This is a genomic window from Candidatus Pelagibacter sp. HIMB109 (assembly GCF_052048155.1).
In the GTDB taxonomy this organism is placed as follows: Bacteria; Pseudomonadota; Alphaproteobacteria; order Pelagibacterales; family Pelagibacteraceae; genus HIMB114.
The window spans coordinates 83,175-107,947 of sequence record NZ_JBNAIK010000002.1; the positions used below are offsets into that span (position 1 = coordinate 83,175).

General features: G+C 31.2%; 35 protein-coding genes. 15 read left to right on the top strand and 20 right to left on the bottom strand.

The genetic code is table 11. The annotated features are described in order from the left end of the window. Nucleotides 1-3: 3 nt before the first annotated feature. From ACTTAQ_RS02105 to ACTTAQ_RS02120, 4 genes are all read right to left on the bottom strand, one after another. Entirely contained in the window at nt 4-675 is a 672-nt protein-coding gene (locus tag ACTTAQ_RS02105) for a CADD family putative folate metabolism protein (protein WP_440679820.1), read from the bottom strand. 144 nt (nt 676-819) lie between these two features. After that, nucleotides 820-1,095: an HU family DNA-binding protein gene (locus ACTTAQ_RS02110; RefSeq protein ID WP_009359988.1), complete on the bottom strand. Its 276-nt coding sequence runs from the start codon at nt 1,093-1,095 to the stop codon at nt 820-822. Between the two features lie 123 nt (nt 1,096-1,218). After that, complete coding sequence (rseP, locus tag ACTTAQ_RS02115) at nt 1,219-2,319, bottom strand: RIP metalloprotease RseP (RefSeq protein ID WP_440679818.1); 1,101 nt, start codon at nt 2,317-2,319, stop codon at nt 1,219-1,221. Then, complete coding sequence (locus tag ACTTAQ_RS02120) at nt 2,319-2,933, bottom strand: LysE family translocator (RefSeq protein ID WP_440695137.1); 615 nt, start codon at nt 2,931-2,933, stop codon at nt 2,319-2,321. The genes rseP and ACTTAQ_RS02120 overlap by 1 nt, the downstream gene beginning before the upstream one ends. A 90-nt stretch (nt 2,934-3,023) precedes the next feature. On the opposite strand from ACTTAQ_RS02120, the gene ACTTAQ_RS02125 reads away from it, so the two are divergent. Together ACTTAQ_RS02125 and ACTTAQ_RS02130 are read left to right on the top strand one after the other, a co-directional pair. Then, on the top strand, nt 3,024-3,536 hold the full coding sequence (locus ACTTAQ_RS02125; protein WP_009359985.1) for a bactofilin family protein: 513 nt from the start codon (nt 3,024-3,026) through the stop codon (nt 3,534-3,536). A 15-nt stretch (nt 3,537-3,551) separates the two neighbouring features. Further along, the gene (locus ACTTAQ_RS02130; RefSeq protein ID WP_440695140.1) at nt 3,552-3,872 is read left to right on the top strand and encodes a bactofilin family protein; all 321 of its coding nucleotides are present in this window, start codon (nt 3,552-3,554) and stop codon (nt 3,870-3,872) included. A 219-nt stretch (nt 3,873-4,091) separates the two neighbouring features. Here ACTTAQ_RS02130 and ACTTAQ_RS02135 read toward each other — a convergent pair whose 3' ends face one another. The 4 genes from ACTTAQ_RS02135 to folE are packed head-to-tail and all read right to left on the bottom strand — an operon-like array spanning nt 4,092 to nt 6,827. Next, nucleotides 4,092-4,976, bottom strand: coding sequence for a LysR family transcriptional regulator (locus tag ACTTAQ_RS02135; protein WP_440695142.1), 885 nt, complete (start codon nt 4,974-4,976; stop codon nt 4,092-4,094). Between the two features lies 1 nt (nt 4,977). Next, a complete protein-coding gene (locus ACTTAQ_RS02140; protein WP_440695144.1) occupies nt 4,978-5,973 on the bottom strand; it encodes an MDR family oxidoreductase in 996 nt (331 codons plus the stop codon). Between the two features lie 6 nt (nt 5,974-5,979). After that, the gene (locus ACTTAQ_RS02145) at nt 5,980-6,216 is read right to left on the bottom strand and encodes a zinc-finger domain-containing protein (protein ID WP_009359981.1); all 237 of its coding nucleotides are present in this window, start codon (nt 6,214-6,216) and stop codon (nt 5,980-5,982) included. After that, nucleotides 6,216-6,827 carry a GTP cyclohydrolase I FolE gene (gene folE / locus ACTTAQ_RS02150; RefSeq protein ID WP_440695146.1) on the bottom strand — a complete coding sequence of 204 codons (612 nt, stop codon included), beginning with the start codon at nt 6,825-6,827 and terminating at the stop codon, nt 6,216-6,218. Before folE ends, ACTTAQ_RS02145 begins: the two co-directional genes overlap by 1 nt. Nucleotides 6,828-6,886: 59 nt before the next feature. Between folE and hisI the strand changes: the two genes are divergently transcribed. From hisI to ACTTAQ_RS02170, 4 genes are read left to right on the top strand one after another with little or no spacing between them, the layout of a single operon-like run. Then, nucleotides 6,887-7,348, top strand: a complete 462-nt coding sequence (gene hisI / locus ACTTAQ_RS02155) for a phosphoribosyl-AMP cyclohydrolase (RefSeq protein WP_440695147.1) — start codon at nt 6,887-6,889, stop codon at nt 7,346-7,348. 1 nt (nt 7,349) lies between these two features. Further along, complete coding sequence (locus tag ACTTAQ_RS02160; protein WP_440695149.1) at nt 7,350-7,958, top strand: putative 2OG-Fe(II) oxygenase; 609 nt, start codon at nt 7,350-7,352, stop codon at nt 7,956-7,958. Continuing rightward, nucleotides 7,951-8,325, top strand: a complete 375-nt coding sequence (locus ACTTAQ_RS02165) for a DUF2237 family protein (protein WP_009359977.1) — start codon at nt 7,951-7,953, stop codon at nt 8,323-8,325. The genes ACTTAQ_RS02160 and ACTTAQ_RS02165 overlap by 8 nt, the downstream gene beginning before the upstream one ends. Next, nucleotides 8,322-8,927 carry an HAD family hydrolase gene (locus tag ACTTAQ_RS02170; protein ID WP_440695152.1) on the top strand — a complete coding sequence of 202 codons (606 nt, stop codon included), beginning with the start codon at nt 8,322-8,324 and terminating at the stop codon, nt 8,925-8,927. The genes ACTTAQ_RS02165 and ACTTAQ_RS02170 overlap by 4 nt, the downstream gene beginning before the upstream one ends. On the opposite strand, the gene ACTTAQ_RS02175 is transcribed toward ACTTAQ_RS02170, so the two are convergent. From ACTTAQ_RS02175 to ACTTAQ_RS02205, 7 genes are all read right to left on the bottom strand, one after another. Then, a complete protein-coding gene (locus ACTTAQ_RS02175; protein WP_440695153.1) occupies nt 8,917-9,486 on the bottom strand; it encodes a nucleotidyltransferase family protein in 570 nt (189 codons plus the stop codon). The genes ACTTAQ_RS02170 and ACTTAQ_RS02175 overlap by 11 nt on opposite strands. Then, entirely contained in the window at nt 9,483-10,163 is a 681-nt protein-coding gene (locus tag ACTTAQ_RS02180) for an XdhC family protein (RefSeq protein ID WP_440695155.1), read from the bottom strand. The genes ACTTAQ_RS02175 and ACTTAQ_RS02180 overlap by 4 nt, the downstream gene beginning before the upstream one ends. Then, on the bottom strand, nt 10,160-10,492 hold the full coding sequence (locus tag ACTTAQ_RS02185) for an XdhC family protein (protein ID WP_440695157.1): 333 nt from the start codon (nt 10,490-10,492) through the stop codon (nt 10,160-10,162). The genes ACTTAQ_RS02180 and ACTTAQ_RS02185 overlap by 4 nt, the downstream gene beginning before the upstream one ends. Nucleotides 10,493-10,529: 37 nt before the next feature. Then, nucleotides 10,530-11,318 (bottom strand): FAD binding domain-containing protein, encoded by a 789-nt coding sequence (locus tag ACTTAQ_RS02190; protein WP_440695158.1) that lies wholly within the window; start codon nt 11,316-11,318, stop codon nt 10,530-10,532. A 10-nt stretch (nt 11,319-11,328) separates the two neighbouring features. Further along, nucleotides 11,329-13,695: a xanthine dehydrogenase family protein molybdopterin-binding subunit gene (locus ACTTAQ_RS02195; protein ID WP_440695302.1), complete on the bottom strand. Its 2,367-nt coding sequence runs from the start codon at nt 13,693-13,695 to the stop codon at nt 11,329-11,331. 26 nt (nt 13,696-13,721) lie between these two features. Then, nucleotides 13,722-14,183, bottom strand: a complete 462-nt coding sequence (locus tag ACTTAQ_RS02200) for a (2Fe-2S)-binding protein (RefSeq protein WP_440695160.1) — start codon at nt 14,181-14,183, stop codon at nt 13,722-13,724. Between the two features lie 82 nt (nt 14,184-14,265). After that, nucleotides 14,266-14,823, bottom strand: a complete 558-nt coding sequence (locus ACTTAQ_RS02205) for an SRPBCC family protein (protein ID WP_440695162.1) — start codon at nt 14,821-14,823, stop codon at nt 14,266-14,268. 22 nt (nt 14,824-14,845) lie between these two features. On the opposite strand from ACTTAQ_RS02205, the gene ACTTAQ_RS02210 reads away from it, so the two are divergent. Continuing rightward, the gene (locus ACTTAQ_RS02210) at nt 14,846-15,091 is read left to right on the top strand and encodes a DUF1244 domain-containing protein (RefSeq protein ID WP_440695163.1); all 246 of its coding nucleotides are present in this window, start codon (nt 14,846-14,848) and stop codon (nt 15,089-15,091) included. 188 nt (nt 15,092-15,279) lie between these two features. Next, nucleotides 15,280-16,353: a 23S rRNA (adenine(2503)-C(2))-methyltransferase RlmN gene (gene rlmN, locus ACTTAQ_RS02215; RefSeq protein ID WP_440695164.1), complete on the top strand. Its 1,074-nt coding sequence runs from the start codon at nt 15,280-15,282 to the stop codon at nt 16,351-16,353. Here rlmN and ACTTAQ_RS02220 read toward each other — a convergent pair. Beyond that, nucleotides 16,336-17,361 carry a zinc ABC transporter substrate-binding protein gene (locus tag ACTTAQ_RS02220; protein ID WP_440695165.1) on the bottom strand — a complete coding sequence of 342 codons (1,026 nt, stop codon included), beginning with the start codon at nt 17,359-17,361 and terminating at the stop codon, nt 16,336-16,338. The genes rlmN and ACTTAQ_RS02220 overlap by 18 nt on opposite strands. Nucleotides 17,362-17,431: 70 nt before the next feature. Here ACTTAQ_RS02220 and ACTTAQ_RS02225 point away from each other — a divergent pair, with 70 nt between their 5' ends. From ACTTAQ_RS02225 to ACTTAQ_RS02235, 3 genes are read left to right on the top strand one after another with little or no spacing between them, the layout of a single operon-like run. Next, nucleotides 17,432-18,184, top strand: a complete 753-nt coding sequence (locus tag ACTTAQ_RS02225; RefSeq protein ID WP_440695166.1) for an ATP-binding cassette domain-containing protein — start codon at nt 17,432-17,434, stop codon at nt 18,182-18,184. A 2-nt stretch (nt 18,185-18,186) separates the two neighbouring features. Continuing rightward, nucleotides 18,187-18,993, top strand: coding sequence for a metal ABC transporter permease (locus ACTTAQ_RS02230; protein WP_440695168.1), 807 nt, complete (start codon nt 18,187-18,189; stop codon nt 18,991-18,993). A gap of 8 nt (nt 18,994-19,001) precedes the next feature. Beyond that, nucleotides 19,002-19,394: a Fur family transcriptional regulator gene (locus ACTTAQ_RS02235; protein ID WP_009359963.1), complete on the top strand. Its 393-nt coding sequence runs from the start codon at nt 19,002-19,004 to the stop codon at nt 19,392-19,394. Nucleotides 19,395-19,400: 6 nt separating this feature from the next. On the opposite strand, the gene moaB is transcribed toward ACTTAQ_RS02235, so the two are convergent. The 3 genes from moaB to ACTTAQ_RS02250 are packed head-to-tail and all read right to left on the bottom strand — an operon-like array spanning nt 19,401 to nt 21,225. Beyond that, nucleotides 19,401-19,928 carry a molybdenum cofactor biosynthesis protein B gene (moaB, locus tag ACTTAQ_RS02240; protein WP_440695169.1) on the bottom strand — a complete coding sequence of 176 codons (528 nt, stop codon included), beginning with the start codon at nt 19,926-19,928 and terminating at the stop codon, nt 19,401-19,403. Between the two features lie 23 nt (nt 19,929-19,951). Further along, nucleotides 19,952-20,653, bottom strand: a complete 702-nt coding sequence (locus tag ACTTAQ_RS02245) for a pirin family protein (RefSeq protein WP_009359961.1) — start codon at nt 20,651-20,653, stop codon at nt 19,952-19,954. After that, a complete protein-coding gene (locus tag ACTTAQ_RS02250) occupies nt 20,650-21,225 on the bottom strand; it encodes an FMN-dependent NADH-azoreductase (RefSeq protein ID WP_440695172.1) in 576 nt (191 codons plus the stop codon). The genes ACTTAQ_RS02245 and ACTTAQ_RS02250 overlap by 4 nt, the downstream gene beginning before the upstream one ends. 52 nt (nt 21,226-21,277) lie before the next feature. Here ACTTAQ_RS02250 and ACTTAQ_RS02255 point away from each other — a divergent pair, with 52 nt between their 5' ends. Together ACTTAQ_RS02255 and ACTTAQ_RS02260 are read left to right on the top strand one after the other, a co-directional pair. After that, on the top strand, nt 21,278-22,168 hold the full coding sequence (locus tag ACTTAQ_RS02255) for a homocysteine S-methyltransferase family protein (protein WP_440695173.1): 891 nt from the start codon (nt 21,278-21,280) through the stop codon (nt 22,166-22,168). Continuing rightward, nucleotides 22,165-22,908, top strand: a complete 744-nt coding sequence (locus tag ACTTAQ_RS02260) for a sulfite exporter TauE/SafE family protein (protein WP_440695174.1) — start codon at nt 22,165-22,167, stop codon at nt 22,906-22,908. Before ACTTAQ_RS02255 ends, ACTTAQ_RS02260 begins: the two co-directional genes overlap by 4 nt. Before the next feature lie 4 nt (nt 22,909-22,912). Here ACTTAQ_RS02260 and ACTTAQ_RS02265 read toward each other — a convergent pair whose 3' ends face one another. Beyond that, on the bottom strand, nt 22,913-23,101 hold the full coding sequence (locus ACTTAQ_RS02265; RefSeq protein WP_440695176.1) for a heme exporter protein CcmD: 189 nt from the start codon (nt 23,099-23,101) through the stop codon (nt 22,913-22,915). Nucleotides 23,102-23,236: 135 nt separating this feature from the next. On the opposite strand from ACTTAQ_RS02265, the gene moaA reads away from it, so the two are divergent. Together moaA and moaC are read left to right on the top strand one after the other, a co-directional pair. Continuing rightward, nucleotides 23,237-24,229 (top strand): GTP 3',8-cyclase MoaA, encoded by a 993-nt coding sequence (gene moaA / locus ACTTAQ_RS02270; RefSeq protein ID WP_440695178.1) that lies wholly within the window; start codon nt 23,237-23,239, stop codon nt 24,227-24,229. A 1-nt stretch (nt 24,230) separates the two neighbouring features. After that, complete coding sequence (moaC, locus tag ACTTAQ_RS02275) at nt 24,231-24,773, top strand: cyclic pyranopterin monophosphate synthase MoaC (protein ID WP_440695180.1); 543 nt, start codon at nt 24,231-24,233, stop codon at nt 24,771-24,773.

A 24,773-nucleotide genomic window follows, 5' to 3' on the forward strand; every position in this document is an offset into this window, starting at 1 on the left:
TATTTAGGCTGCACACTCCAAAGGTAATTTGTGCTTTAAAGCTACCCCAGATAAAAAGTTCCACATAAATTTAGCAGTCGTTAGTGCTGCTTTTTCTGCTTTTGCTTGTTCTTCAGGAGTAAGTTCGTCTAAAAGTTTTTCGCATTCAGCTCTATGGATTACATCTGCATCTTTATGAACTTCAAAGAACTGCAGTCCTTCTTTGGTATCGACACCATAGTGTTGTTTTAATCCAGTAATCTTTACATCGGCAACTTCTGGAACTTGTCTTTCATAGGTATAAAAAGAACCAAGTCCTTCGGCATAACTAGATCTTGCTTGTTTGAAAAAATTATCGATCATATCTTTTGTGAAACTATCTTGATCTTTAGTTTCAATTTCCTTGTCATCAGCTCCCAACGCCATTGCAAACTGTTTCCAAAGTTTAGGGTGATCATTGTCTCTGTCTTCTTCTTCTTGTAAATTTTCCAAAAGCACTTTTCTTTTTGAAATATCTTCACATAAAGAATGTGTTGCACTGATATATCTTGGGAAAGCTTTTACGTGCTGATAATACTGCTCAGCATAATCTTTTATAATTTCTCTATTTAATTTTCCTTCATTCCATGCTTGGTAAAATGGATGTTTTAATAGATGATATTCATCTAATTTATCTGCTAATTTTTTTGAAAACATATCGACTCCTATATAATTAATTAAGCTAACTTTATTTTTATTGATCAATAATTCAATCAATAAAAACGTGATTTATTTAATTGTGTGAAAAAATAAGATTTAAAACAGCCTTATTTTATTGAAAAATAAGGCTGTTTTGAAAGACTATTTATTGAACATGTCTTTTAAAGCTTTTGCAGGTAAAAACTTCACTTTTTGAGAAGCTGAGATTTGGATAGTTTCCCCAGTTCTTGGGTTTCTTCCTTGTCTTGCTTTTCTTTTTGCTACTTTGTAAGTACCAAAACCTGCAATTTTTACCGCGTCATCATCTTTAAGCGCATCTAAAATAATATTAGTTATGCTATCAAATGTTCTCTCGGCATCAGCTTTACTTAAGTTTAGTGTGCTAGAAATTTTAGCAACAAGCTGTTTTTTGTTCATTTTGGTCCTTTCGAATCGTTAATAATTAACATTCTTTCAAAAACTCAATAAAATCAACGAAAAATCATTTTGGGGGACTTTTTAACCACAGATTTCAACTAGTAGTTTGTAAAAAACGACTTTTTAAAACAATCCTAGACTTTTAAGATCATTAAAAGTTGCAAAAAACATTAGAGTAAACAAAACAGCCATTCCAAATTTATAAAAATAAATTTGAACATTTTCACTTAACGGTTTTCCTCTTAAAAATTCAATTAAATAAAAAAATAAATGACCTCCATCTAACAGGGGTATTGGAAATAAATTAATTAAGCCTAAGCTGATTGATATATATGCCATGATCGATAAGAAAGGTATCAATCCATGTTCAGCAACCTTTCCTGAAATTTGTGCAATTTTAATAGGACCTCCTAATTGATCGGCACTTTCTTTTCCAACAATCATTTTTCCTAAATAAGATAATGTCATTGAAATTGTATTATAGGTTTCTTTAATAGATAAAAATATCGCTTTTGATGGACCAAGTTTTTCTCTTTCCATTTTACCTTTAAGAGGAGCTATTTTTATTCCAATTAATTTTCTTTCAATATTATTACCAAAATTGTCCTTGGTAATTTTTTTTTCAGGTTCAATAATAAAAGATAAAGGTCTTTGATTTCTTAAAACCTCTACCTTTACTTTATCGGATTTACTTGTGGTTATATATAAAGCAACATCATTAATGCTTTCAATTTTTTTCTCATCAATAAAAGTAATTTGATCATTACTCTTTAATCCAGCTTTTGAAGCAGGTGAATTTTGTTGAACTTCAGTTATAATTGGAACAGTAATATCTTTTCCAACAGTCATAAATATTAATGAGAAAATAAAAATAGCCAATATAAAGTTAGCTATTGGACCGGCAGAAACAATTATTGCCCTTTGATATAATGGCTTTGTAGTTAATAATTTTGAATGATCTTTATCATCAATCTTAGATAAACTGACAGGTTGAGAGGCTGAATTACTATCTCCGAAAAACTTTACATATCCACCAAGTGGAATTGCACATATTTTCCATCTTGTTCCATCTTTGTCGTTAAAACCAAATAATTCTTTACCAAAACCTATAGAAAAATCAGTGACACCAACTTTATATTTCTTTGCAAAATAATAATGTCCATATTCGTGAACAAATACAACAACAGAGATTAAAATAACAAAAGATAAAATATATTGTAACATTAAAAACCCTTTATACTTAAAACAAGTAATATTCCAAAAATAAAAACTAATGAACCAGAAATTAAATTAATTTTTCTTAAGAAATTTGAAGTTAATTTATCCTTTAATTTTATTGACAAAGAGGAAAGCGCTAACCACCAAAAAAAAGATCCAAAAAAAATACCTGTAATTATAAGCAAAGATCCAAAGTAACTGATTTCTTCCATTAAATAATTAACGTAAGAAAGAGCAGCCACAAAGGCAATTATGGTCATTGGATTGCTAATTGTTACTAAAAAGCCAGTTAATGCATCCTTGAAAGCTGTTTCATGAAGGGCGTTATCAGAATTTGTATTTGGAACTTTGGTCATCATTCTTAAACCAATAAACATAATGCAAAATGCTCCTGCTAGCCTTAAAACTGGTTGATTTTCTAATGTCTCTCCTGAAATTGCAAAAAGCCCAAATACTGCAAAAAAGCCGTAAACTAAATCTGCAGTTGCAACTCCCAAACCAGTAAATACACCTGCTTTTAAGCCATATTGAATTGATCGATTTATGCACAATAAAGCGGCAGCTCCTACTGGTAATGCAACAAAAAAACCTATTATGAGACCTGTAAAAAGATAAATCATTACAAAAAATATCAATTTACATAATAAATTGACTGGATTCTATTAATATGTTGTTTTATAAAATCTTATTAACAAAAAGGAATTATAAAAATGGCAATTTTTGACGACGAAAATAATAATCAATCTACAGGAAGCCCTTTTACAAGGTCTACTACTTCAAGAACATCATCAATGGATGGTACCAAAGAAGGTAATATTCATATCGGCTCTGGTGTTTCTGTAAATGGTGAAATTAATGCTCCAAATGAAGTTATCGTAAATGGTAAACACACTGGGAAAGTTGCTGCTGGAAAAATAAGCGTCAAAAATGGTGGAGGTGTCGATGGAGAGACAGCTGTAGAGACTGCTGAAATTGAAGGTAATTATGATGGTAACTTACAAGTTGCTGGTACATTATCTGTTTCTTCTTCAGGAGTAGCAAAAGGAGAAATAAGATATAAAGATTTAGAAATTGCTTTAGGCGGAAAGATTAGTGGAACAATTGCTGAAATGTCGGATGAAGATTTCCAAAAATCAAAAATTAAATTAGTTAAAGATGAAGAAGAAACGAACAAAAAATCTGGTGGCGGTTTCTTCGGTACAGCTAAAGAAGAAGATAATTAAAATATAAAAGTCTAAATGGCATCATCAAATTCAATTCTTTTACCTGATGTTGAATTAAAAGGTAAAATAACTGAAAAAGATGATATTATTCTTGGATGCAAATTCGACGGTAACATCGCAGCACATAAAGTAAATTTATCAGAAACTGCAGATATCAATGGTGACATTAATGCTGATGAAATTGAAGTTAATGGAAAAATAAAAGGTTCTTTATCAGCAAAGAGAGTAAAAATTAATAAAGGGTGTAACTTCGAAGGAGATGTTGTTGGCGAAAGTATATCAATCGAAGATGGTGCCAACATAAAAATTCAAGCATTTACAAAAAAAGGAGCTTAATACGGCTTTACTTTTAAAGATAAGTATCATTTTACTTATCATTTACTTTGCTATTTTATTTTCCTATCAATTAATATTAAAATCAAAAAAAAAGAACCTCAATCATAGTTATAAAGCAAAACAAAAAGAGCTTAAAACTAGATATAGATTACTAAAAGACCTTCAAACAAAATTAAAAAAACAAAAAAAACCGAGGTTAAAAAAAAGAGTTTTGAATGCTTAAAAATTCCATTCAGCAACTTTATTAAATATAAAGTCTCTAAAAGCTTTTACTCTTGCAACATTTTTTAAAGATTGTGGGTAGACAAAATGTGCTTCATATTTTGGTCCCTTTGTTTCAGGAAGAACTCGAACTAAACCTTTATTATCACCCACCATATAATCAGGCAATGCTGCTAGACCAGCTCCAGCATCAACAGCTAACATTAATGAATAAATATTATTAACTTTCATTACAGGTTTTCTTTTTTGTTTAGATCCTAATTTTAAAATCCATTCTTTTTCAGATAATGGTGAAGGTGTGCCTTTCCCGTAAGTAATTAAATCATGTTTATCTAAATCTTTTGCAGTTTTAGGTGTCCCTTTTTTTGCTATATATTTTGAAGAACCATAAATATGGTAATTGATATCAACTAACTTTCTTTGAATATAATTAAGCTGTTTTGGAGGTCTCATCCAAATAGCTATGTCAGCTTCTCTTAAGCTTAAGTCTAACTCATCATTTGTAACAATTAACTCTACTTCAATATCTGGATTCTTATCCCTAAATTCTTTTATTCTTGGAGTAAGCCAAATTCCACCAAAACCAACAACTGTGGTAACTACTAATTTTCCAGATGGTTTATCCTTTCTCTCAACAAGATCAGTTTCTACTTCTTTAATTTTAGAAATAACTTCGTTCGCAGTTTTATATAAAGTTTCTCCATTTTCAGTTAAAGACAGTCCTCTTGCATGTCTTTGAAAAAGGCTGCATTTAAGTTCGTATTCTAAAGATTGAATTTGTCTACTTATTGCAGATTGACTTAAATTTAATACTTCCCCAGCTTTAGTAAAACTTCCTGCTTGGGTAACAGCATGAAAAATCTTTAATTTATCCCAATCCATATTATTTATTTACGTTTACAATAACTCTTCCTGAAATTTGGCCTTTTAATATTTTAGATGAATTTTGAACTAAATCTTCAAGACCCCATTCTTGGACACCTTCGGATAACTGATTAAAATCAATATAAGTAGTTGCTTGTGACCATAGAAATTCTCTTCTTTTTGCAGGAGCTGTAACAGAGTCTATTCCCCAAAGCTTAACTCCTCTAATAATAAAAGGCATAACAGTTGTCTCTAATTTGTAACTACTTGCCAATCCACAAGCAGCTACAATACCATTTGGTCTTGTATGAGATAATGCTTTTGCAAGTATTTTACCACCTGTTGTATCAACTACCCCGTCGTATAAGCCTTTATCAATTGGTCTTGCATCTTGATCAAGTTCTGAACGATCTACTATATTATTTGCTCCTAAGGATTTTAAAAAGCCTGATTTATCTTTTTTTCCAGTTACGGCTGAAACGTTATACCCAAGTTTACTGAGTGCTAAAACTGCAACACTTCCAACTCCACCTGTAGCACCTGTCACCAAAACATCTTTTATTGGCTCACCTAATAGAATTGTTTCTCTTGCTTGAATAGCCAAGACACACATTAGAGCTGTAAGGCCTGCTGTTCCTAATATCATTGCCTTTTTGCTATCTAGGTCATTTGGCATTTTAACTAAAAAATCATCTTGAACTTTTGCATACTGAGAATACCCACCAAAGAAAACTTCGCCTACTCTCCAGCCAGTTAATATGACTTTATCCCCCTTTTTGAATTTACCAGATTCACTTTCCTCAACAGTTCCTGAAAAGTCTATACCTGGTATATGAGGATAATCTTTAACTAGGTTTCCTCCATTCTTTAAAATCATACCGTCTTTAAAATTTAAAGATGAATAATCTACTTTAACCAAAACATTACCATGAGTTAAAAAAGACTTTTCAACCTCTTTGACTTCTCTGGTAAAGTTTTCACCATCCTTATTTAAAACTATAGCTTTAAAACTCATAAAATTTTAATTTGATTGATGTTCTAATTTACTCTGTCTTTCATTATAAAAAAACACTCTGTCCGTATCAAGATCTGCGTCCTCTTTTAAAATAAAGCAAATATTACAGTATCCACAAACTACATATCCCTCGTTTGGCTTGATTTTATAATAAACTTTAGGGCTATCTATTTGTGTCGCTACATGAGTTGTATCAACATAAACTTTTTTTAAATTTTTATATTTGTCAGGAATATCAAACATTACTTTTGGTTAATATAAGATAAAAATCTTTGCTGAAGTGACTGACTATCTCTAAATGAGCCTGTGAAATAATTTGTTACAGTTGTAGCGTTTTCTTTCATTACTCCTCTAGTCGTCATGCATTGGTGAACAGCATCAATACATACCGCGGTTCCATGAGCTTTTAAACCCTTGTTAATCGCATTAGCAATTTGCATGGTTAATCTCTCTTGTGTTTGCAGTCTTCTTGAAAATGCCTCAACGACTCTAGCTAACTTGCTTAAACCTACAACTTTTTCTGAAGGGATATAAGCCACATGAGCAATTCCAATTATTGGTGCCATATGGTGCTCGCAATGACTTTGGATAGATATGTTTTTTTGAATAACCATATCGTCATATCCTTCCACATCTCCAAAAGTTTTTTCCAAATATAACTGAGGGTCTTCTGCATATCCTGAAAAATATTCATCAAAAGCTTTGATTACTCTTTTTGGGGTTTCAATCAGGCCTTCACGATCAGGATTTTCCCCAATGTATTTTAATATTGTTTGAATAGCTTTTTTTGCTTCCTCTTTACTAATTTTTTCTTCTAATTTTGCTCTAAATTCTGTTACATTTTTATTTGTCATTAAGTCCCTGTATAATTAAATTTGATTAATCTAATATACAATTATAGATACACATAACAATGTTTAAAAAAAGAATATCTGTAGAACAAGTAGAAGAAGGTAAAGAATTATGCCCTAAGTTTGATCAAAATGGGTTGATACCAGTGATCACCACTGATCATAAATCTGGGGAAATTTTAATGCACGGTTATATGAATGAGAAAGCGTTTAAAAAAACTATAGAGACAAAAGAAGCGCATTATTTCAGTAGATCAAGAAATGCTATTTGGCATAAAGGTAAAACAAGCGGATGGGTTCAAAAAGTAAAATTTATAAGAATAGATGACGATCAAGACTCTGTATGGATATCAGTTGATATTGGTGATGGAGCGAGTTGTCATGTTGGATACTACTCATGTTTTTATAGATCAATACCGCTCGAAAATAAAACTGATGATATTGAGTTAAAGTTTGAGGAAAATGAGAAAACATTTGACCCTGAAATTGTATACAAGGGTCAACCAAACCCAACGAAGCTTTAAAATGAAAGTTCTAAGCCCTTTTGGACCTAAGATAGGTAAATTTAAACTACCTATTTCTATTATTAAAAAAATAAATACTGAGGTTGATAGAATATTAGAGAATAAACAATTAGCAAAAAAACTTAATTATTCAAAAAAACTAGTGGGTGAGGTTAAACAAGAATTTGAGTTGCCAAAAACTTTCGTAAAGAAAAACCTATCAAAGCTTATTACTAAAGAAGTAAAAGTTTTTTTAAAAAAATCTATTAATAAAAATGCAAAAAAAATAACAATTAAAAACCTATGGGTAGTAAGACAGTTTCAAAATGAATATAACCCTATTCATTATCATGATGGACATTTGTCTGCGGTTGGATATCTAAAGATTCCAAAAAATTTTAATAAAAGTAAAAAAGACATCAAAACTAATGGAACAATTGATTTCATCAATGGCTCTAAGAGTTTTTTAAGTGATAGTATTTATAATCATGTTCCGAAAGTTGGAGATATGATATTATTTCCAAATTACTTAATGCATACAGCCTATCCATTTCATACAAGTGGTGAAAGGCGATCCTTTTCATTAAATATTGAATTAGAAGAAAAAATCGCAAACGTCTTTCATGACTAAAAATCAACTCAATGTTCTTGGTGAGAAATTGGAAAATTGCTCATTAGATCCATTAACAGGCTGGTACAGAGATGGATGTTGCAATACAGATGAAAACGATATTGGCACTCATACTGTATGTGCGAAAGTAAACGATGATTTTTTAAAATTTTGTAAAGATAATGGTAATGATTTGATTACACCTAGGCCAGAATATAATTTCGTAGGATTAAAAAATGGTGATAGCTGGTGTGTTTGTGCAACATGGTTTAAGAGAGCAGTAGATGCTGGTCATCCATGTAAGATTTTTATTAAAAGTACCAATAAAAAAACTTTAGAAATTATAAATTTAGAAACTCTTAAAAAATTCGCTATCGATTTATCGTGAGTAAAATTGAAAAAGTAATTTTTGATCTTGGGAAAGTTATAGTTAAATTTGATCCAAGAAATCTATACAATAAAGTTTTTGATACCCCAGAAGACACCGATTTTTTTTTTAAAAATATATGTCCTTGGGAATGGCATATTCAACAAGATTTAGTTTATGACACAAAACCCGCAACTTTAAAAAAAATTGAAGAACATCCAGATTATAAATATGCAATAGAGTCATTTTATGGTCGCTTTCAAGAGATGATAGTTGGTATTTATGAGGAAAATCTTAAAATTGCATTTGACTTAAAACAAAAAGGGATTTCGATTTTTATTTTAAGTAATTTTCCTGGTGATCAATTTGATATTTATGCATCTAAAAATAAATTTATTAATGAGTTTGACGACATGATTATATCTGGAAAAGTTGGTCTAAAAAAACCAGATGTAAAAATTTATGAATTAGCCATTAAAAAATTTATTTGTGATCCTAAAAAAACACTTTTTATTGATGATAGACCAGAAAATACTGAATCAGCAAAAAAAATAGGGTTTCAAACAATAACTTTAGATAAACCAAATAAGCTAAAAGAATACTTAAAAGATTTTACTTTTTAAAATCAGATTTTTTATCAAAATCAATTAATATTGAACTTGATGAAATACTAACTTTATTAAAATTATTCATTAGAAGGATTTTTTTTGCTCCCTGATCACCTTTGATATTTTTGATTTTAGGCTTAAAGCTTATTGGAAAGCATACTGGATTTCCATTTCTATTTTTATAGCAAGGAACACAAGGAATTTTTTTATTTTTATTAAAATAATTAATAATTTTATTATAAGTAGAAGATTTAATTTTTGGCATATCAGATAAACACACCATAAAGCCATGGCTGCTTTTATTTATTTTTTTCAAACCGGTCAGGATAGAAGATGCCATTCCTCTTTTATAATTTTTATTAAAAATGACTTTAATTTTTCTGTTCTGAGGAATTTCTTCTAGTATCTTTTGTTTATCTTTACCAAGTACAACAACAATATCTTTGACTTTGCTTTTTAATAAAGCTTTCAAAGAATATGACAGTAAAGGTTTTTTTTTATATTTAACAAGAAGTTTATTATCTTTCCCATAACGTGATGATGTACCGGCCGCTAGTAAAATTGCAGATATCACTGCTTGTAAATCTCAGTCATCAGTTGAAAAATAATTGATAAAGCTATCTCTGGTGCAGATCTTCCTCCAAATTTAATTCCGATTGGTCCAAAAATTTTTTTTATCTCTTCTTTTTCAAAACCATTTTCAATCAAACGATTACATCTATTCTCATGAGTTTTCTTACTTCCTAGCGCACCAATATAAAAACATTTTTTATTTAAAGCCTCTTGTATTGCGGGATCATCAATTTTTGGGTCATGGGTTAAAGCAATCAAAGCCGTATTTTTATCTAATGTACAATGTTTAAAAGCCTCGTCTGGCCACAAATTAATTATATTTACTGACGGAAATCTTTTCTCAGAAGCAAAATAACCACGCGGATCAATAATATAAATATCCAGGTTAAGCGATTTTGCATACTCAACGAAAAATTGAGATATATGAACAGCTCCAATTATTACAACTTTGATTGGTCGGTGATAATTTTTTACAAATAAGTTTGTTCCTTTTATTAAGCCATCTTTTCTAGATTTATAAAGTTCAATAATTTTTTTTTCATTTTCTTTTAGCTCTTCTTGTATTTTTTCATTTAAAGAAAAAATATAACTTTTAGCATTGCTAATATCAGTAATAACTGAAAATTCTTTTTTAGAATTTTTTAAATTAATTATTTCTTGAAGTAAGTCTGAATTCATTTTTTTAATTTTTCTAAAAAAATTGCTATCTCACCTCCACATGCAAGACCAACATTCCAGGCGCTTTCATTTGAAACTTTGAAATCAATTTTTTTAAAATCATTTTTATCATTTAATAAATCTAGGCATTGTCTTACAACCTCACCTTCTACGCATCCGCCTGATACTGAGCCTGAAAAATCACCAGAGTCATTTACAATCATCAAACTACCTACTGGCCTTGGTGAAGAACCCCATGTTTGAATGACTGTTGCAAGAATAACTTTTTTATTTTGCTCAATCCATTGATGAGCTTCATCTAGAATTTTTTCGTCAAAGGTATTATTCATAAATAGTACCTTATCAGATTATGATAAATTATTTAAATTATTTGCAATTAGCGACTGCTTTTTGGGCAGCAGATAAAACTAAACTTGCTCTATATTCTGCTGATGCATGGATATCTGAGTTCATTTCGCTATAATCTAAATTTAGGTTATTTAAAGAATCTGAAGAAAAATTATTACCTAATTCTTTTTCAATTTCCTTGCATCGATAAACAACCGCTTGAGCGCCAGTCACTGCGCAAATTACATCTTTTTTGTGTTTAGCAACATAAACTCCAACCATTGCATATCTTGAAGCTGGATTTGGAATTTTAACATAGCTTGAACTTTCTGGTATTTTAAACTCTACAGCTGTAACTAACTCGTCTTTTTTTAGTGCCGTTTCAAACATACCTTTAAAAAATTTTGATGCCTCTATTTTTCTGTCAGATGTATGAATTGTAGCATCCAATGCTATACAGGCAGATGGGTAACACGCACTCGGATCATTATTAGCAATCGATCCACCCAATGTTCCTTTATTGCGAACTTGAGCATCACCAATCATCCCAGCTAAATGAGAAAGAGATGGAATAGCTTTTTTTACATCTTTAGACGCTGCTACTTCAGCATGTGTTGTTGCGGCACCTATCGTAACAGATTTGCTACTAACTTTGATACCTTGAAGATCTTTTATGTTTTTGACATTAATTACATCGTCAAAACTAGATAACCTTAATTTCATTGAAGGAATTAAAGTCTGGCCTCCAGATAAAAAAGCAGATTTTTTTGATGCAGCTTTGACTGCATCTTTTACGTTCTTTGCTTCGTGAAAATTAAATTGTTTCATTTACCCCCCCTTATGCCGCTTTTTTTTGAGCTGATTTTTTATCTTTTAATGCTCTCCAAACTTTTTCAGCAGTTGCAGGCATTGTAACTTCTGTTCCAATTGCATCTACTACTGCGTTCATTACAGCTGGAGGAGAAGCGATTGCACCTGCCTCCCCACAACCTTTAACACCTAATGGGTTTGAAGTTGCTGGCGTGCATGTGTAATCAATTCTAAACTCTGGGAAATTATCAGCTCTTGGCATACAATAATCCATGTATGATGCTGTCACTAGCTGACCTGTCTCATCATAATATGCATTTTCATATAATGCTTGTCCAATTCCTTGAGCTAAACCACCATGAATTTGGCCTTCAACAATCATAGGATTGATTAAGTTTCCAAAGTCATCAACACAGGTATAAGTATCAACCTTTGTTTCTCCAGTTGTTGGATCAATTTCTACTTCACAAATATGTGAACCTGCTGGGAAAGAGAAGTTTACTGGATCGTAAAATGCTGTCTCTTTTAAGCCTGGCTCCATACCTTCCGGTAAAGGTGATTTTATTTCACCATATGTTCCTGGTAAATAACAAGCAAAAGCAATTTCACCCATTGTTTTTTTCTTATTAGTATTAGGTACAATGAATTCTCCATCTTTAAATTCAATGTCTTCAGGTTTAGCTTCTAGCATATTTGCAGCTACTGCTTTTCCTTTTTCTACAATTTTATCACAAGCTTTTGAGATTGCAGAACCACCTACAGCAAGTGATCTTGAACCATAAGTACCCATACCAAATGGACCTTTATCCGTATCTCCATGTACGATTTCAATATTCTCAACTGGCACACCCAACTTGTCGGAAACTATTTGGGCAAAAGTTGTATCATGACCTTGGCCATGACTATGTGTTCCTGTAAATACTGAAATATTTCCAGTTGGATTAAATCTAATTTCGGCAGACTCCCATAAACCAACACCAGCACCTAATGACATGACTGCTGCTGATGGAGCAATACCACAAGCTTCGATATAAGTTGAAAAACCAATACCTCTTAGCTTACCTTTTGCTGCAGATTCTGCTTTCCTTTTTTCAAACCCAGCATAATCAGCTAGATTTAATGCTTTATCGAAGTGTGCATCATAATCTCCTGAGTCAATGTTATGAACTAAACATTGTTGATGAGGAAACTGTTTAATAAAGTTTTTCTTTCTAAACTCCGCTCTATCCATACCCATTTCTTTAGCGGCTTTATCCATTATTCTTTCAATTAAATAAGTAGCTTCTGGTCTTCCTGCACCTCTATAAGCATCAACTGGAGCAGTATTTGTGTAAACTGCTTTTACGTTACAGTAAGCAGCGGGTATATTGTAAAGTCCTAATACTAATGGACCATATAAATATGTCGGTGTTACAGTTGCAAATAAAGATGCATAACCACCTAAGTTTGCAATTGTATCAACTTTTAAACCAGTAACAGTTCCATCACTTTTAACTGCAACAGCTGCTTTTGTGATATGATCTCTTCCGTGACAGTCAGAAAGGAATGACTCTGTTCTTTCACAAACCCATTTTACTGGACGTTGTAGTCTCTTTGCTGCCCAAGCAATAACTACATCTTCAGAATAAGGATAAATTTTTGATCCAAAACCTCCACCAACATCTGGAGCAACAATTCTAAATTTATGCTCTGGATGAAGTGCGTTAAATGCTGACATCACTAATCTCGACAAGTGAGGGTTTTGACTTGTAGTGTACAAAGTTAATTCATCTGAAGATGAATTGTAGTCACCAATAGATGCTCTAGGTTCCATAGCATTTGGAACTAATCTATTGTTTACGATATTCATCTCAACAACTTTATCTGCACTTGAAAACGCTTCGTCGACCTTTGCTTTATCGCCAAGCTCCCAATCAAAACACAAATTTTTATCAATACCATCGTGTATCGCTTCAGCGTTCATGGCATCGCCTGTATTTGCAACTGCCTTTAAAACTTTGTAATCAACATTTACTAAATCAGCAGCATCTTTTGCTTCTTGTAAACTTTCAGCAATTACTAATGCAACGTGATCACCTACATAATTAACTGTATCCGTAGCCAATGCAGGATGAGCAGGGCATTTCATGTCTGTTCCGTCTTTACTTACAATTTTCCAACCTGCAATTAATCCTCCGATTTTGTCATCTGCTAAATCTTTACCTGTTAAAACATCGATAACTCCAGATGCTTTTTTTGCTTTAGCTGTATCAATTCCTTTAATTTTTGCTCTTGCGTGAGGAGAACGAATGAAAACTGCATATGATTGGTTATGTAATGTTATATCCGCAGTGTATCTTCCTTTTCCTGTTAAAAACTTTTTGTCTTCTTTTCTTTCAACTTTTGAACCAATCATACTTGCCATTTTTATTTCTCCTTTTGTTAAACTTTTCCAATTGCACCTTTAACTGATGCAACAATATTTTGATAACCTGTACATCTACAAATATTACCTTCTAAACCTTTTCTAATTTCTTCTTCAGTTGGGTTTTTGTGTGATTTTAATAAATCAATAGAACTCATAACCATTCCTGGAGTACAATATCCACACTGTAAACCATGATGCTTTTTAAAAGACTCTTGAACAGGGTGTAATTTTCCATCCTTTTCCAATCCTTCTATAGTTGTCACCTCTGAACCATTAGCGTCAGCAGCAAACATTGCACAACTTTTTACTGATTTGCCATTAACATGAACTACGCAAGATCCACATTGGCTTGTATCGCATCCAACATGTGTTCCTGTTAAATTTAAATTTTCTCTAATAAAAGAAACTAATAAAGTATTATCATCAACTTCTTTTTCTATTTTTTTTCCATTAACCTTAAGTGATAATTTCATCATTATTAAACTTGTCTCCCTAGAAACATCTTCGCATACTGAGATGAAAAAACAAGTGCGTCAGAAAATTTCAATTAAAAGTTGTTTAAAAAAATGCTAATAAAATCAGGCCCACAGAAACTAATGTTGCAAACGCATAAATTAATTTTTTGTTAAATACTTTTTTTTCAACAGAAGTTTTTGTTGTAGATTGCGAAGTTTGACTTTGAGGGGATATTGTTTCGGAAAATTTGCCAAAAAAAATATCAGCCATTTTTTTTGCCGTCATATCAATCAATCTACTACCTACTTGTGCAATCTTTCCTCCAACATTTGCCTCAACATCATAAGTCAAAACAGTATGACCCGCATCTTCGGTCAAAGTTACTTTAGCTTCTCCAGATGCAAAACCTACTGGTGAATTACCTTGTCCTACAAGCTTATAACTATGTGGAGGATTGAGATCTTGAAGTTCAACATCACCGGTAAAACTTGCATTAAATGGCCCAATTTTGTTTGTGGCAGTTGCTGTAAAACTAGTGTCAGAATTTTTTTTAAACTCTTCGCACCCGGGAATGCACTTTTCTAATATCTCTGGATTATTTAGCGCTTCCCAAACTGACTGTTTATCGGTTGGAATTTTATAAGAACCTGTTAGTTTCATTAAACTTCTTATAATTATTTTTATGGACGAAGCTACAAAAAAAGAAATTCAATCACAGGCATTTGAAAGACTTATTAATCATTTAAGAAAGAGAAAAGATGTTCAAAACATTGATCTTATGAATTTGGCTGGTTTTTGCAGAAACTGTTTATCAAAATGGTTCAGGGAAGAGGCTGAAAAAAAAGGTGTTGAGATCTCTGATCCAGATTCTAGAGAAATGATTTACGGAATGCCATACTCTGAATGGAAAGATAAATTTCAAAAGTGAATATAAGCTTAACTGATATTTTACTTTTTTTTATTTTAGTAACGTTACTTAGTTATTATTTTATACCATGGAAAAATTTCGAAAAAGCTGGAACTGCGATTTTGTTAAGATTTTGGTGTATCATATTAGTAATTACAAGCTTTGTCTTGATATTAATTAATTTTCTTTTTAGTAAATTTGTAATTTAAATGATCGAATTTGCTGATCTTAATTATAGAGAAGTAAAAAGTATTTTTTCCAATAATTTTAATTTAGATAAAAAAAAATCTTCAATGAGAGCCAATCAAGTTTGGAAGTTTTATTACCAAAAAGGATATTCTGATCCTAATCTCTTTTCAAACTTAACTCAGAGTTTACGTGATGAATTATTAAAAATAGTAAATTTTTCCAGACCTAAAATTAAAAATAAACAAGTATCAAAAGATGGAACTATTAAATGGTTATTAGAGTTAAATGATAAAAATTTAGTTGAAACAGTTTATATACCATCTGAAACTCATGCTACACTTTGCATTTCTTCGCAAGTTGGATGTACTTTAAATTGTAAATTCTGTCATACCGGTATTCAACCACTTGTAAAAAACTTATCATCAAATGAAATTATTAGTCAGATCTTGATTGCAAAAGATGAATTGAATGATTGGAAAGAGCAAAAAAAAATTAACAATATTGTTTATATGGGCATGGGTGAACCATTTTATAATTTTGAAAATATAAAAAAGTCAGTTGAAATTTTAAAAGATGAAAATGGTCTTAACTTTTCTAATAAAAAAATAACTGTATCAACTTCTGGAATATCTCCGAATATAAAAAAAGCAGCTGACGAGCTAGGTACTTATTTAGCTTTATCTTTGCATGCATCAAATGATGAAATTAGGAATACAATTATGCCGATTAATAAAAAATATAATATTCAAGATATTATTAATAATTGTAATAAATATGCAAAAAAAAATGGAGAAAAAATATTTATCGAATACGTTCTACTTAAAGACGTCAATGATAGTGAACAATGTGCAAAAGAGTTGTCAAAAATTATGTCACAATTTCCATGTAAATTAAATTTAATTCAATTTAATCCATGGCCAGGGGTTAAATATAAAACCGCGACAAAAGAACAAACTTCTAAATTCATAGAAATAATAAAGAAGAATGGTCACATTGTTACTCTTAGAAAATCAAGAGGTGACGATATTTTAGGAGCTTGCGGCCAACTAAAGACCGCAAGCGAGCGTGAGAAGAGGTCAACACTTTCTAAGTGAATTAGATAAATTATTTAATAATTGAAAGTAAAGATCTTTATTATTTTTAAGATCTGCACCAAGAGGGTCTAATACACCAGTTTTAATATTTGTATCTTTTGCAATTGCCTTAATTATTTTTGGATTAAATTGAGGCTCTGAAAATATACATTTTGCATTTTCTCTTTTAATAACTTTTCTTATATCCTTTAATTGCTCTGCACCTGGGAGTACATCTGTATTTACAGTCAAAGCACCAAGTGTTTTAAGACCAAAACGTCTTTCGAAATATTGATACGCATCATGAAAAACTACATATTTCGCATTTTTATTAATAACCCTATTAATTTCAGAAACTAAACCATCTATTTTTGCATTAGCTTTTTTTAAATTTGAGTCATAATTTGCTGAATTTTTCTTATCCATTATTTTCATATTCTTAGCCATAGCATTTAAGATCACTTTTGCATTCAAAGGATCTAGCCAAATGTGGGGATCATGTTCGCCATGGGCATGTCCATGATCATCGTGTTTTTTGTGTCCATGATCATCGTGTTTTTTGTGTCCATGATCATCGTGTTTTTTGTGTCCATGATCATCGTGTTTTTTGTGTCCATGATCATCGTGTTTTTTGTGTCCATGATCATCGTGATGATCTTTATATATATTTTTTTCTCTAAATTTTATTTTTTTTATCTGACTGATTTCCATCAATTCAATTTTTTTCGCTTTTTTAGCGACTGTACGAAGTGGTTTCTCCAAGAATGCTTCGATGTCTTCACCTACCCAAAATACTAAGTCAGCATTTTGTAGCATTTTTGCATGTGAAGGTTTTAGGGTAAAATTATGTGGAGAGTTGCTACCATCAACTATAAGTTTCGGAGCACCAATACCGTCCATTAACATGCTTGCCAAAGAGTATATAGGTTTTATAGAGGTTACCACTTGTAATTCAGCTTTAGCATGTGAAAAGCCTAAAAATAGTATCAAAAAAACTGAAAAAAAGAATTTGTTTATTTGATTTTTCATGGTTAACATCGCAAATTATTGTTATAATATAACTTGTTATAATATAACACTTTATGAAGTCAACAGCTATATGAAAAAAAATAATAAAAAAACTTTAGTCAAATTAGAAAATGCAAGTGTTGAAAAAAATAAAAAAATACTTGTGAAAAACATTTCATTTGAGGTGAAACAAGGAGAAATTGTAACTCTTATCGGGCCAAACGGATCGGGTAAAACAACAACTGCAAAAATGGCTTTGGGTATAAATGAAAACTTTGAAGGTAATGTTCAAAGATATACCAGTCAAATTGGTTATGTTCCTCAAAAGGTAGTGATTGACTGGACATTGCCAATAAGGGTTAATGATTTTATGCAATTAACTTCAAAGATCAATCCGGAGGAAATCAATGAAGCATTAGACTTTACCGGTGTAGATCATTTAAAAAATAAGAATTTAAATGAATTATCAGGTGGTGAATTCCAAAGAATACTGATTGCGAGAGCAATAGCAAAAAAACCTGAGCTTTTGGTTCTTGATGAACCGGTACAAGGAGTAGATTTTAAAGGTGAAATTTCACTTTATGAGCTTATTAAATCTATATCTAAAAAAACTAATTGCGGTATTTTACTTATATCCCATGATTTACATGTAGTAATGTCAGCTACTGATTATGTTGTGTGCCTCAATGGACATATATGTTGTTCTGGTACCCCAAAGAAAGTAGCAAATAGCGATCAATACAGGGAGTTATTCGGAGATCGAGCTTCTACGATGCTTTCAATTTATGAGCATAATCATGATCATAGTCATTCAACTGATGGAACAATAAAAAAAAATAATTAGTTATGTTAGATGATTTTTTTATAAGAGCGTTAATTGCAGGTCTTGGCGTTTCATTGATTACAGGTCCAATGGGTTGTTTTACAATCTGGAAAAGACTTTCTTTTTTTGGAGATACCCTAGCCCATTCTGCCTTACTTGGAGTTACAATGGCATTAACATTTGAATTAAATATTCCACTCGCTGTATTTGTTATCTCATCAATAATTGCTGTAATGCTTTTATCACTTCAAAAAAATACACGTCTTCCAGGAGATGCTCTTTTAGGTTTATTGGCTCACTCATCATTAGCAACTGGGTTAGTCGTTATCGGTTTTTTATCAAATATAAGATTTGATGTTATGGGATTACTTTTTGGAGATATCCTTGCAGTAAATAAAATAGATATTTTAATTATTTGGATTGGTGGTGCAATAATACTAATTATTTTAAAATTTATATGGAAATCTCTTTTTGCGGCAACTGTTAATTATGATCTTGCTGAAGCTGAAGGTATGAAACCGGATAGAGCAAATATCATTTTTATAATTTTAATGGCTGCCATGATTGCTATAGCTATAAAAATGGTAGGTTTATTATTAATCACTGGCATGCTGATCATGCCGGCTGCTATGGCCAGAAATTTATCTGATAGCCCAACTAAAATGGTAATTTTATCAATTGTAGGAGGAATAATGTCAGTATCAATTGGTTTATTTGCATCGCTAGAATTTAATTCACCATCAGGTCCATCAATAATAACAGCTGCATTAATTCTATTTTTGCTGTCTTTGATAAATTTTAAAAAATCAAATAAAGTTAAAAATTATTAAATATAAAAATGAAATCTCAAAAATTAAGCAAAAATGAAAAAGTGGTTTTAGAGGTAGTAAAAAAATCAACCGGACCAATAAAAGCTTATACAATCTTATCTGATGTTAAGAAAAATGGTTTAAAAGCGCCACCTCAAGTTTATCGAGCTTTAGACAAATTAATTAAAAAGGGTAAAATTCACAGAATTGAAAGTAAAAATGCGTATTTAGATTGTCAAAATTCTAAATGTAAGACCTCATCAAAAACAGCTTTTTCCATCTGCCAAAGGTGTGAAAAAGTTACCGAGATACTTAACACAAAACTATCAAAATTTTTATCAAGTTTTAAAGATGATGCTGGAGAAGAATACCTAGAATATAATTTAGAATTTTATGGTATTTGTAAAAAGTGCAAATCCTAGTTCGGTCTACTCTTCATTGAGTCTTGGGATTAATTCAATAAAATTGCATGGGGCAAATCTAGAGTCTAATTGGAATTTTAATATATCTTCCCATGCATCAGTTACTGCACCTGATGAACCTGGTAATGCAAAAATATAGGTTCCTTTTGCAAGCACTGCCATCGCTCTTGATTGGATCGTCGAAGCACCAATTTTTTTATAACTAATTAATCTAAATAATTCCCCAAATCCTGGGATATCTTTATCCTTAATTTCTTCTAAAGCCTCAGGCGTAGTATCTCTGCCCGTTAACCCCGTTCCACCAGTAGTTAAAATGACATCTACATTTTTATCATTACACCACTCTAAAAGAATTTTTTTTATATCATCTTTGTTATCTTTAACAATTTGCTTATGAGATAACCCGTGACCCTTCTCTTTAATTTTCTTTGCTAAAACTTGGCCGGATTTATCAGTAGCCTCAGTTCTAGTGTCTGAGATTGTTAAAACAGAAATATTGATTGGCTTAAACTCTTTAGTACTATCAATAGGCATGAGATATTTATACTATTAAAAAATTATCTTGGAAGATCAATAAATAAAATTTCACTATCTTCTAACGATGTTATTTCAACATCTTTTAACTCTGTAATTTCTGCTCCATCGCCTTTTTTAATTTCAGTATCATTAATTTTAATTTTTCCTTGTGAACATAATACATAAGCTTGATCTCTATCGATAGTTTGTTTCACACTTTTACCTTTGTTTACTCTTCCTGCATAAATTACAGCATCTTGGTGAATTTTTAACGAGTCTGAATGATTGTTATCAAAACCAGTAACCAAAGGTTTTAACTGTCCTTCAACTGGTTCTTTGGGAAATTCTTTTGCATCCCATCTTGGTTTTACATTTTTTTTATTTGGAAACATCCAAATTTGATAGAGGTTTGTATCCTCATCTTCTAAATTATATTCTGAGTGAACAACACCAGTTCCAGCAGACATAACCTGAACATCACCTGCGCCAGTTTTGCCTTCATTGCCCATATCATCTTTATGGGTAATTGCTCCTTTTCTCACATAAGTAATTATTTCCATATTGTCATGTGGATGAGGATCAAAACCAGTTTTTGGACCTACTATATCATCATTAATAACTCTCATTGGACCAAATCTTACTCTATTTGGATCTTGATAACTTGCAAAACTAAAATGATGTTTAGCTTTTAACCATCCGTGGTCTGCTCCACCTAGATCTTCATATTTGATTACATTAATCATAAATTATTAATTTTCTCCTGTGCTTTTTTTAAATTATCATCATTTATATTTAATTGAGATGAGTCAATAATTTCTATATCAGAAATACCTAAAAAATTTAATGCTTGCTTAAACCATGGTGTACAAAAATCTACAGGACTATCAACTGGAACTCCACCTGAGGTAACTACTAAATAAACTTTTTTACCTCCACCTATCAAACCAATTGGGCCAGTGGGCTCATATTTGAAAGTTTTTCCTGCCCTTGCAACGAGATCAAACCAAGCCTTGGCAGCTGCCGGTGGTCCAAAATTATAAATTGGCGTTGAAATTACAATTGTATCTGCAGCTAACACTTCATCGACAAGCTCATCTGAAAATTTAAATAACTCTTTATCCTGTTCAGTTCTATCCTCTTCAGGAATTATAAAACCTGCACCTTTAATTCCTGCTACAAATGGGATATTTGAAGAGATATCTCTGTAGACCAATTGATCATTATTTTTTTTTAATTTGTTAACCAGTTCTTTGGCAATTTTTCTTGATACTGATTCCTCTTTCCTGGCACTAGAGTCTAGATGTAAAATATTCATTAGAGCTATTTAGTAATTGCTTAAGTAATTACAAGGTTTATTAGGTCTTTAAATGAAAAATATTTTTACAAAAAATTTCATAATACTTGATGGTGGAATGGGACAAGAACTTCTAGCTAGAGGTGTAAAGCCTGTATCAAACTTATGGTCTGCAACTGCATTGATGGAAAAAAAATATCACCAAATTATAAAAGATTGCCATCTTGATTTTATCAATGCCGGAGCTGAAATCATATTAACAAATACTTTTGGATCTAGAAGAAGGCGACTTGAAGATAATCAAATTGAAAACCGTTTCGAAGAATTAAACTTTACGGCGTTAAAACTTGCAAAAGAATCTGTGAAAGAGTCTGGAAGAAAAGTGTTAATTGCTGGCAGTTTGCCTCCACAAAACTTTACTTATCTTCCTGAACTTGGCGACATAGATAAAATGAAAAAAAACTTTTTTGACCAAGCGAAAATTTTAAATGAAGGAGTAGATTTGTTTTATCTTGATGTTTTAAGTAGTTCAGAAGAAATCGAAATTGGTATTCAATCAATACAAACATTCAATAAACCTTTTGTGGTTGGAATTCATTTTAAAAAAAATGGCTTATTACCCTCGGGTGAAAAAATAAAAAATGTTATAAATAAAATAAAATCTTATAATCCTTTAGCAATAACCGGCTCTTGTGTAGCTTATGAAGATGTTATTGATGCTAAAAATAGTTTCATAGAATCTGGTTTACCTTTTGGATTTAAAGTAAATGCATTCAAAGAAATACCAAAAGGGTGGAAACCTGACTCTTCAAATCCAAATTTAGCGCTGGGTAAAAATGAAGATTTAACTGCTTTTAAATTTCAAGAAATTTCAAAAGAATTCATTGATATGGGTGCAAAACTAATTGGTGGATGTTGCGAAATTACACCGTCACATATATCCAAAATTCAAGATTTAAGATGATAATTTTAACAATATTATTTTTAATAACTGCCTGTATCTATTCAAGCGTTGGGTTTGGGGGTGGATCAACTTACTTAGCGTTATTATTGCTTTGGGGAATTCCGTTTACTGTTTTTCCAATTATCGCGCTTTGTTGTAACATCATTGTCGTTACAGGAAACTGCATTAATTACACAAGAGCTGGAAACTTAAATCTTAAATTACTTGTACCTTATTTAATTGGATCTGTTCCTTTAGCTTTTTTTGGTGGAACCCTTTCGATTAATAAAGAAATATTTGAAGTATTACTTTTTGTAATTCTCACAATTGCAGGATTGCTATTATTAATCAATTTTAAAAAATATGATGATAATGAGAAAAGTTATAAAAAGATTTCATATCCAATTTCAATTGGGATTGGCTCAGTGCTTGGTTTTATTTCTGGTGTTGTGGGAATTGGTGGAGGAATTTTTTTAAGCCCAATTCTTTTTTTAATAAAAGCTGGCAAACCTAAAGAAATTGCGACAGCTGCCTCGCTGTTCATATTAATAAATTCTATATCAGGTGTTTTTGGTCACCTCTCTAAAAAATTTGTATTCAATGAATTATTAAATTATTGGCCTTTATTAATAAGTGTTTTTATCGGTGGTCAAATAGGTAATTTTGTTAATATAAGAATATTGTCTACAAAAGTTCTTGCATTTGTTACAGGCGCACTTGTATTGTTTGTTGCAATCCGAATGGGTATAAAGATTTTATGATTAATTAGATAGTTTGACTTGCTCTAACTGTTTGGCTAACTTCTTTAGATACTAACCCTAACTCTTCAGCTTTTTTCTCTACTTTTTTAAGCTGTTTCACTGAACGTCTGTACAAGAAGAATGTTAAACCTAGTGCAAAAAAATAAGCTGGCCAAACAAAAGCTGCGTAACCACCCATATTTAAAATTTCCATAATTACTTTATATACCCGCTTTGTAGTTACTTTTGCAACATAAATTCAAGCAATTTCAATTTTTTAAAGATGAGCAAAATAAATAAGTCATAAAAAAATCTTTAAATTATTGTATAAAAACAGTACTCTAAAACCATGGGGGGAAAACTAAGAGATACATTTGGGCGCACCTTTCCTTATATTAGATTATCCATCACCGATGTCTGTAATTTCAAGTGCGGTTATTGTCTGCCAAATGGTTATTTTAAACCAAATAATCATCCTGGTTTTCTAAATATTTTTGAAATAGAAAATTTAATCAATGGTCTTTCAGATTTAGGTGTCTCTAAGATTAGAGTCACAGGCGGAGAACCAACCGTGAGGAAAGACTTTTTTGATGTAATGAAATTAATTAAATCAAAAAATGGAATAAAAAAATTAGTTGTTACTACTAACGGTTATAAACTTAATCAACTTACAGATAAATTTCTTGATACAGGCATAGATGGCATGAATATTAGTATTGACTCATTGAATAGGTCGAAATTTAAAGAGATCACAGGTCATGATCGATTACCAGAAATTTTAGAAGGTATAAAAATTTTACAAGATAAAGGATTTAAAAATATTAAAATTAATGCTGTTTTATTAAAAAATATAAATGATAACCGAGAAGAATTTGATGCTTGGTCAGAATTTATAAATCAAAATGATATCAGTTTTAGATATATCGAGCTAATGCAGACTGGTGATAATTTAGATTATTTTAAAAAGTATCATCAAAGTTCCAAAGTATTTAAAGAATATATTGAGACTAAAGGCTGGAAAAATATTGACCGAGCATTAGATGATGGACCTGCTTTAAATTACAAAAATGAAAATTTAAAAGGACAATTTGGCGTTATTGCACCCTATTCGAAAGACTTTTGCAAAACATGTAATAGACTTAGAATTACTGCCAAGGGTGAGTTAAGACTCTGCTTATTTGGGAACACTGGCACTGATTTGAGAAAATATTTACAAGATCCTAAACAAAAAGATGAGTTGGTTGATCTAATCTTAACCCAACTAAGATTTAAAAAAGAATCTCATTACCTTGAACTTGGAAACACAGGTATAACTCCTCATCTAGCATCAGTAGGAGGATAACTTGAAACTTAAAATTGTAACTAAAGAAGATCTGAAAGATTGGACCAAAGAACTTTTTCAAGAAAAATCATTTAATATGATTGATGTTTCTGACAAGGAAATCACTTTGAGAAGAGCTTTGGCGACAGGGTCAATTATAGTTGGAAAAGAAGTTTTCAATTTAATTAAAAACCGTGAAATGCCAAAAGGCGATCCAATAACAATTGCAGAAGTTGCTGCTGTGCTCGGTGTAAAAAGAACAAGTGATCTTATTCCACTTTGTCACCCATTGCAGATAGATCATACTTCAACAAAAATTGTCTTAGATGAGAACAATTTTGCTTTAGATGTTTATTGTCTTGTGTCTGCAAATGCAAAAACTGGTGTTGAGATGGAAGCTATTATGGGTGTGAATGCTGCTTTAATAACAATTTATGATTTAAGTAAAATAGTTAATCCGGATTTACTGATACAGCAAACTCGACTTTTAGTTAAACAAGGTGGAAAGAGTGGATTATGGATTAATCCAAATGGTGTTCCTGAATTTTTATCTCACCTTAAATAG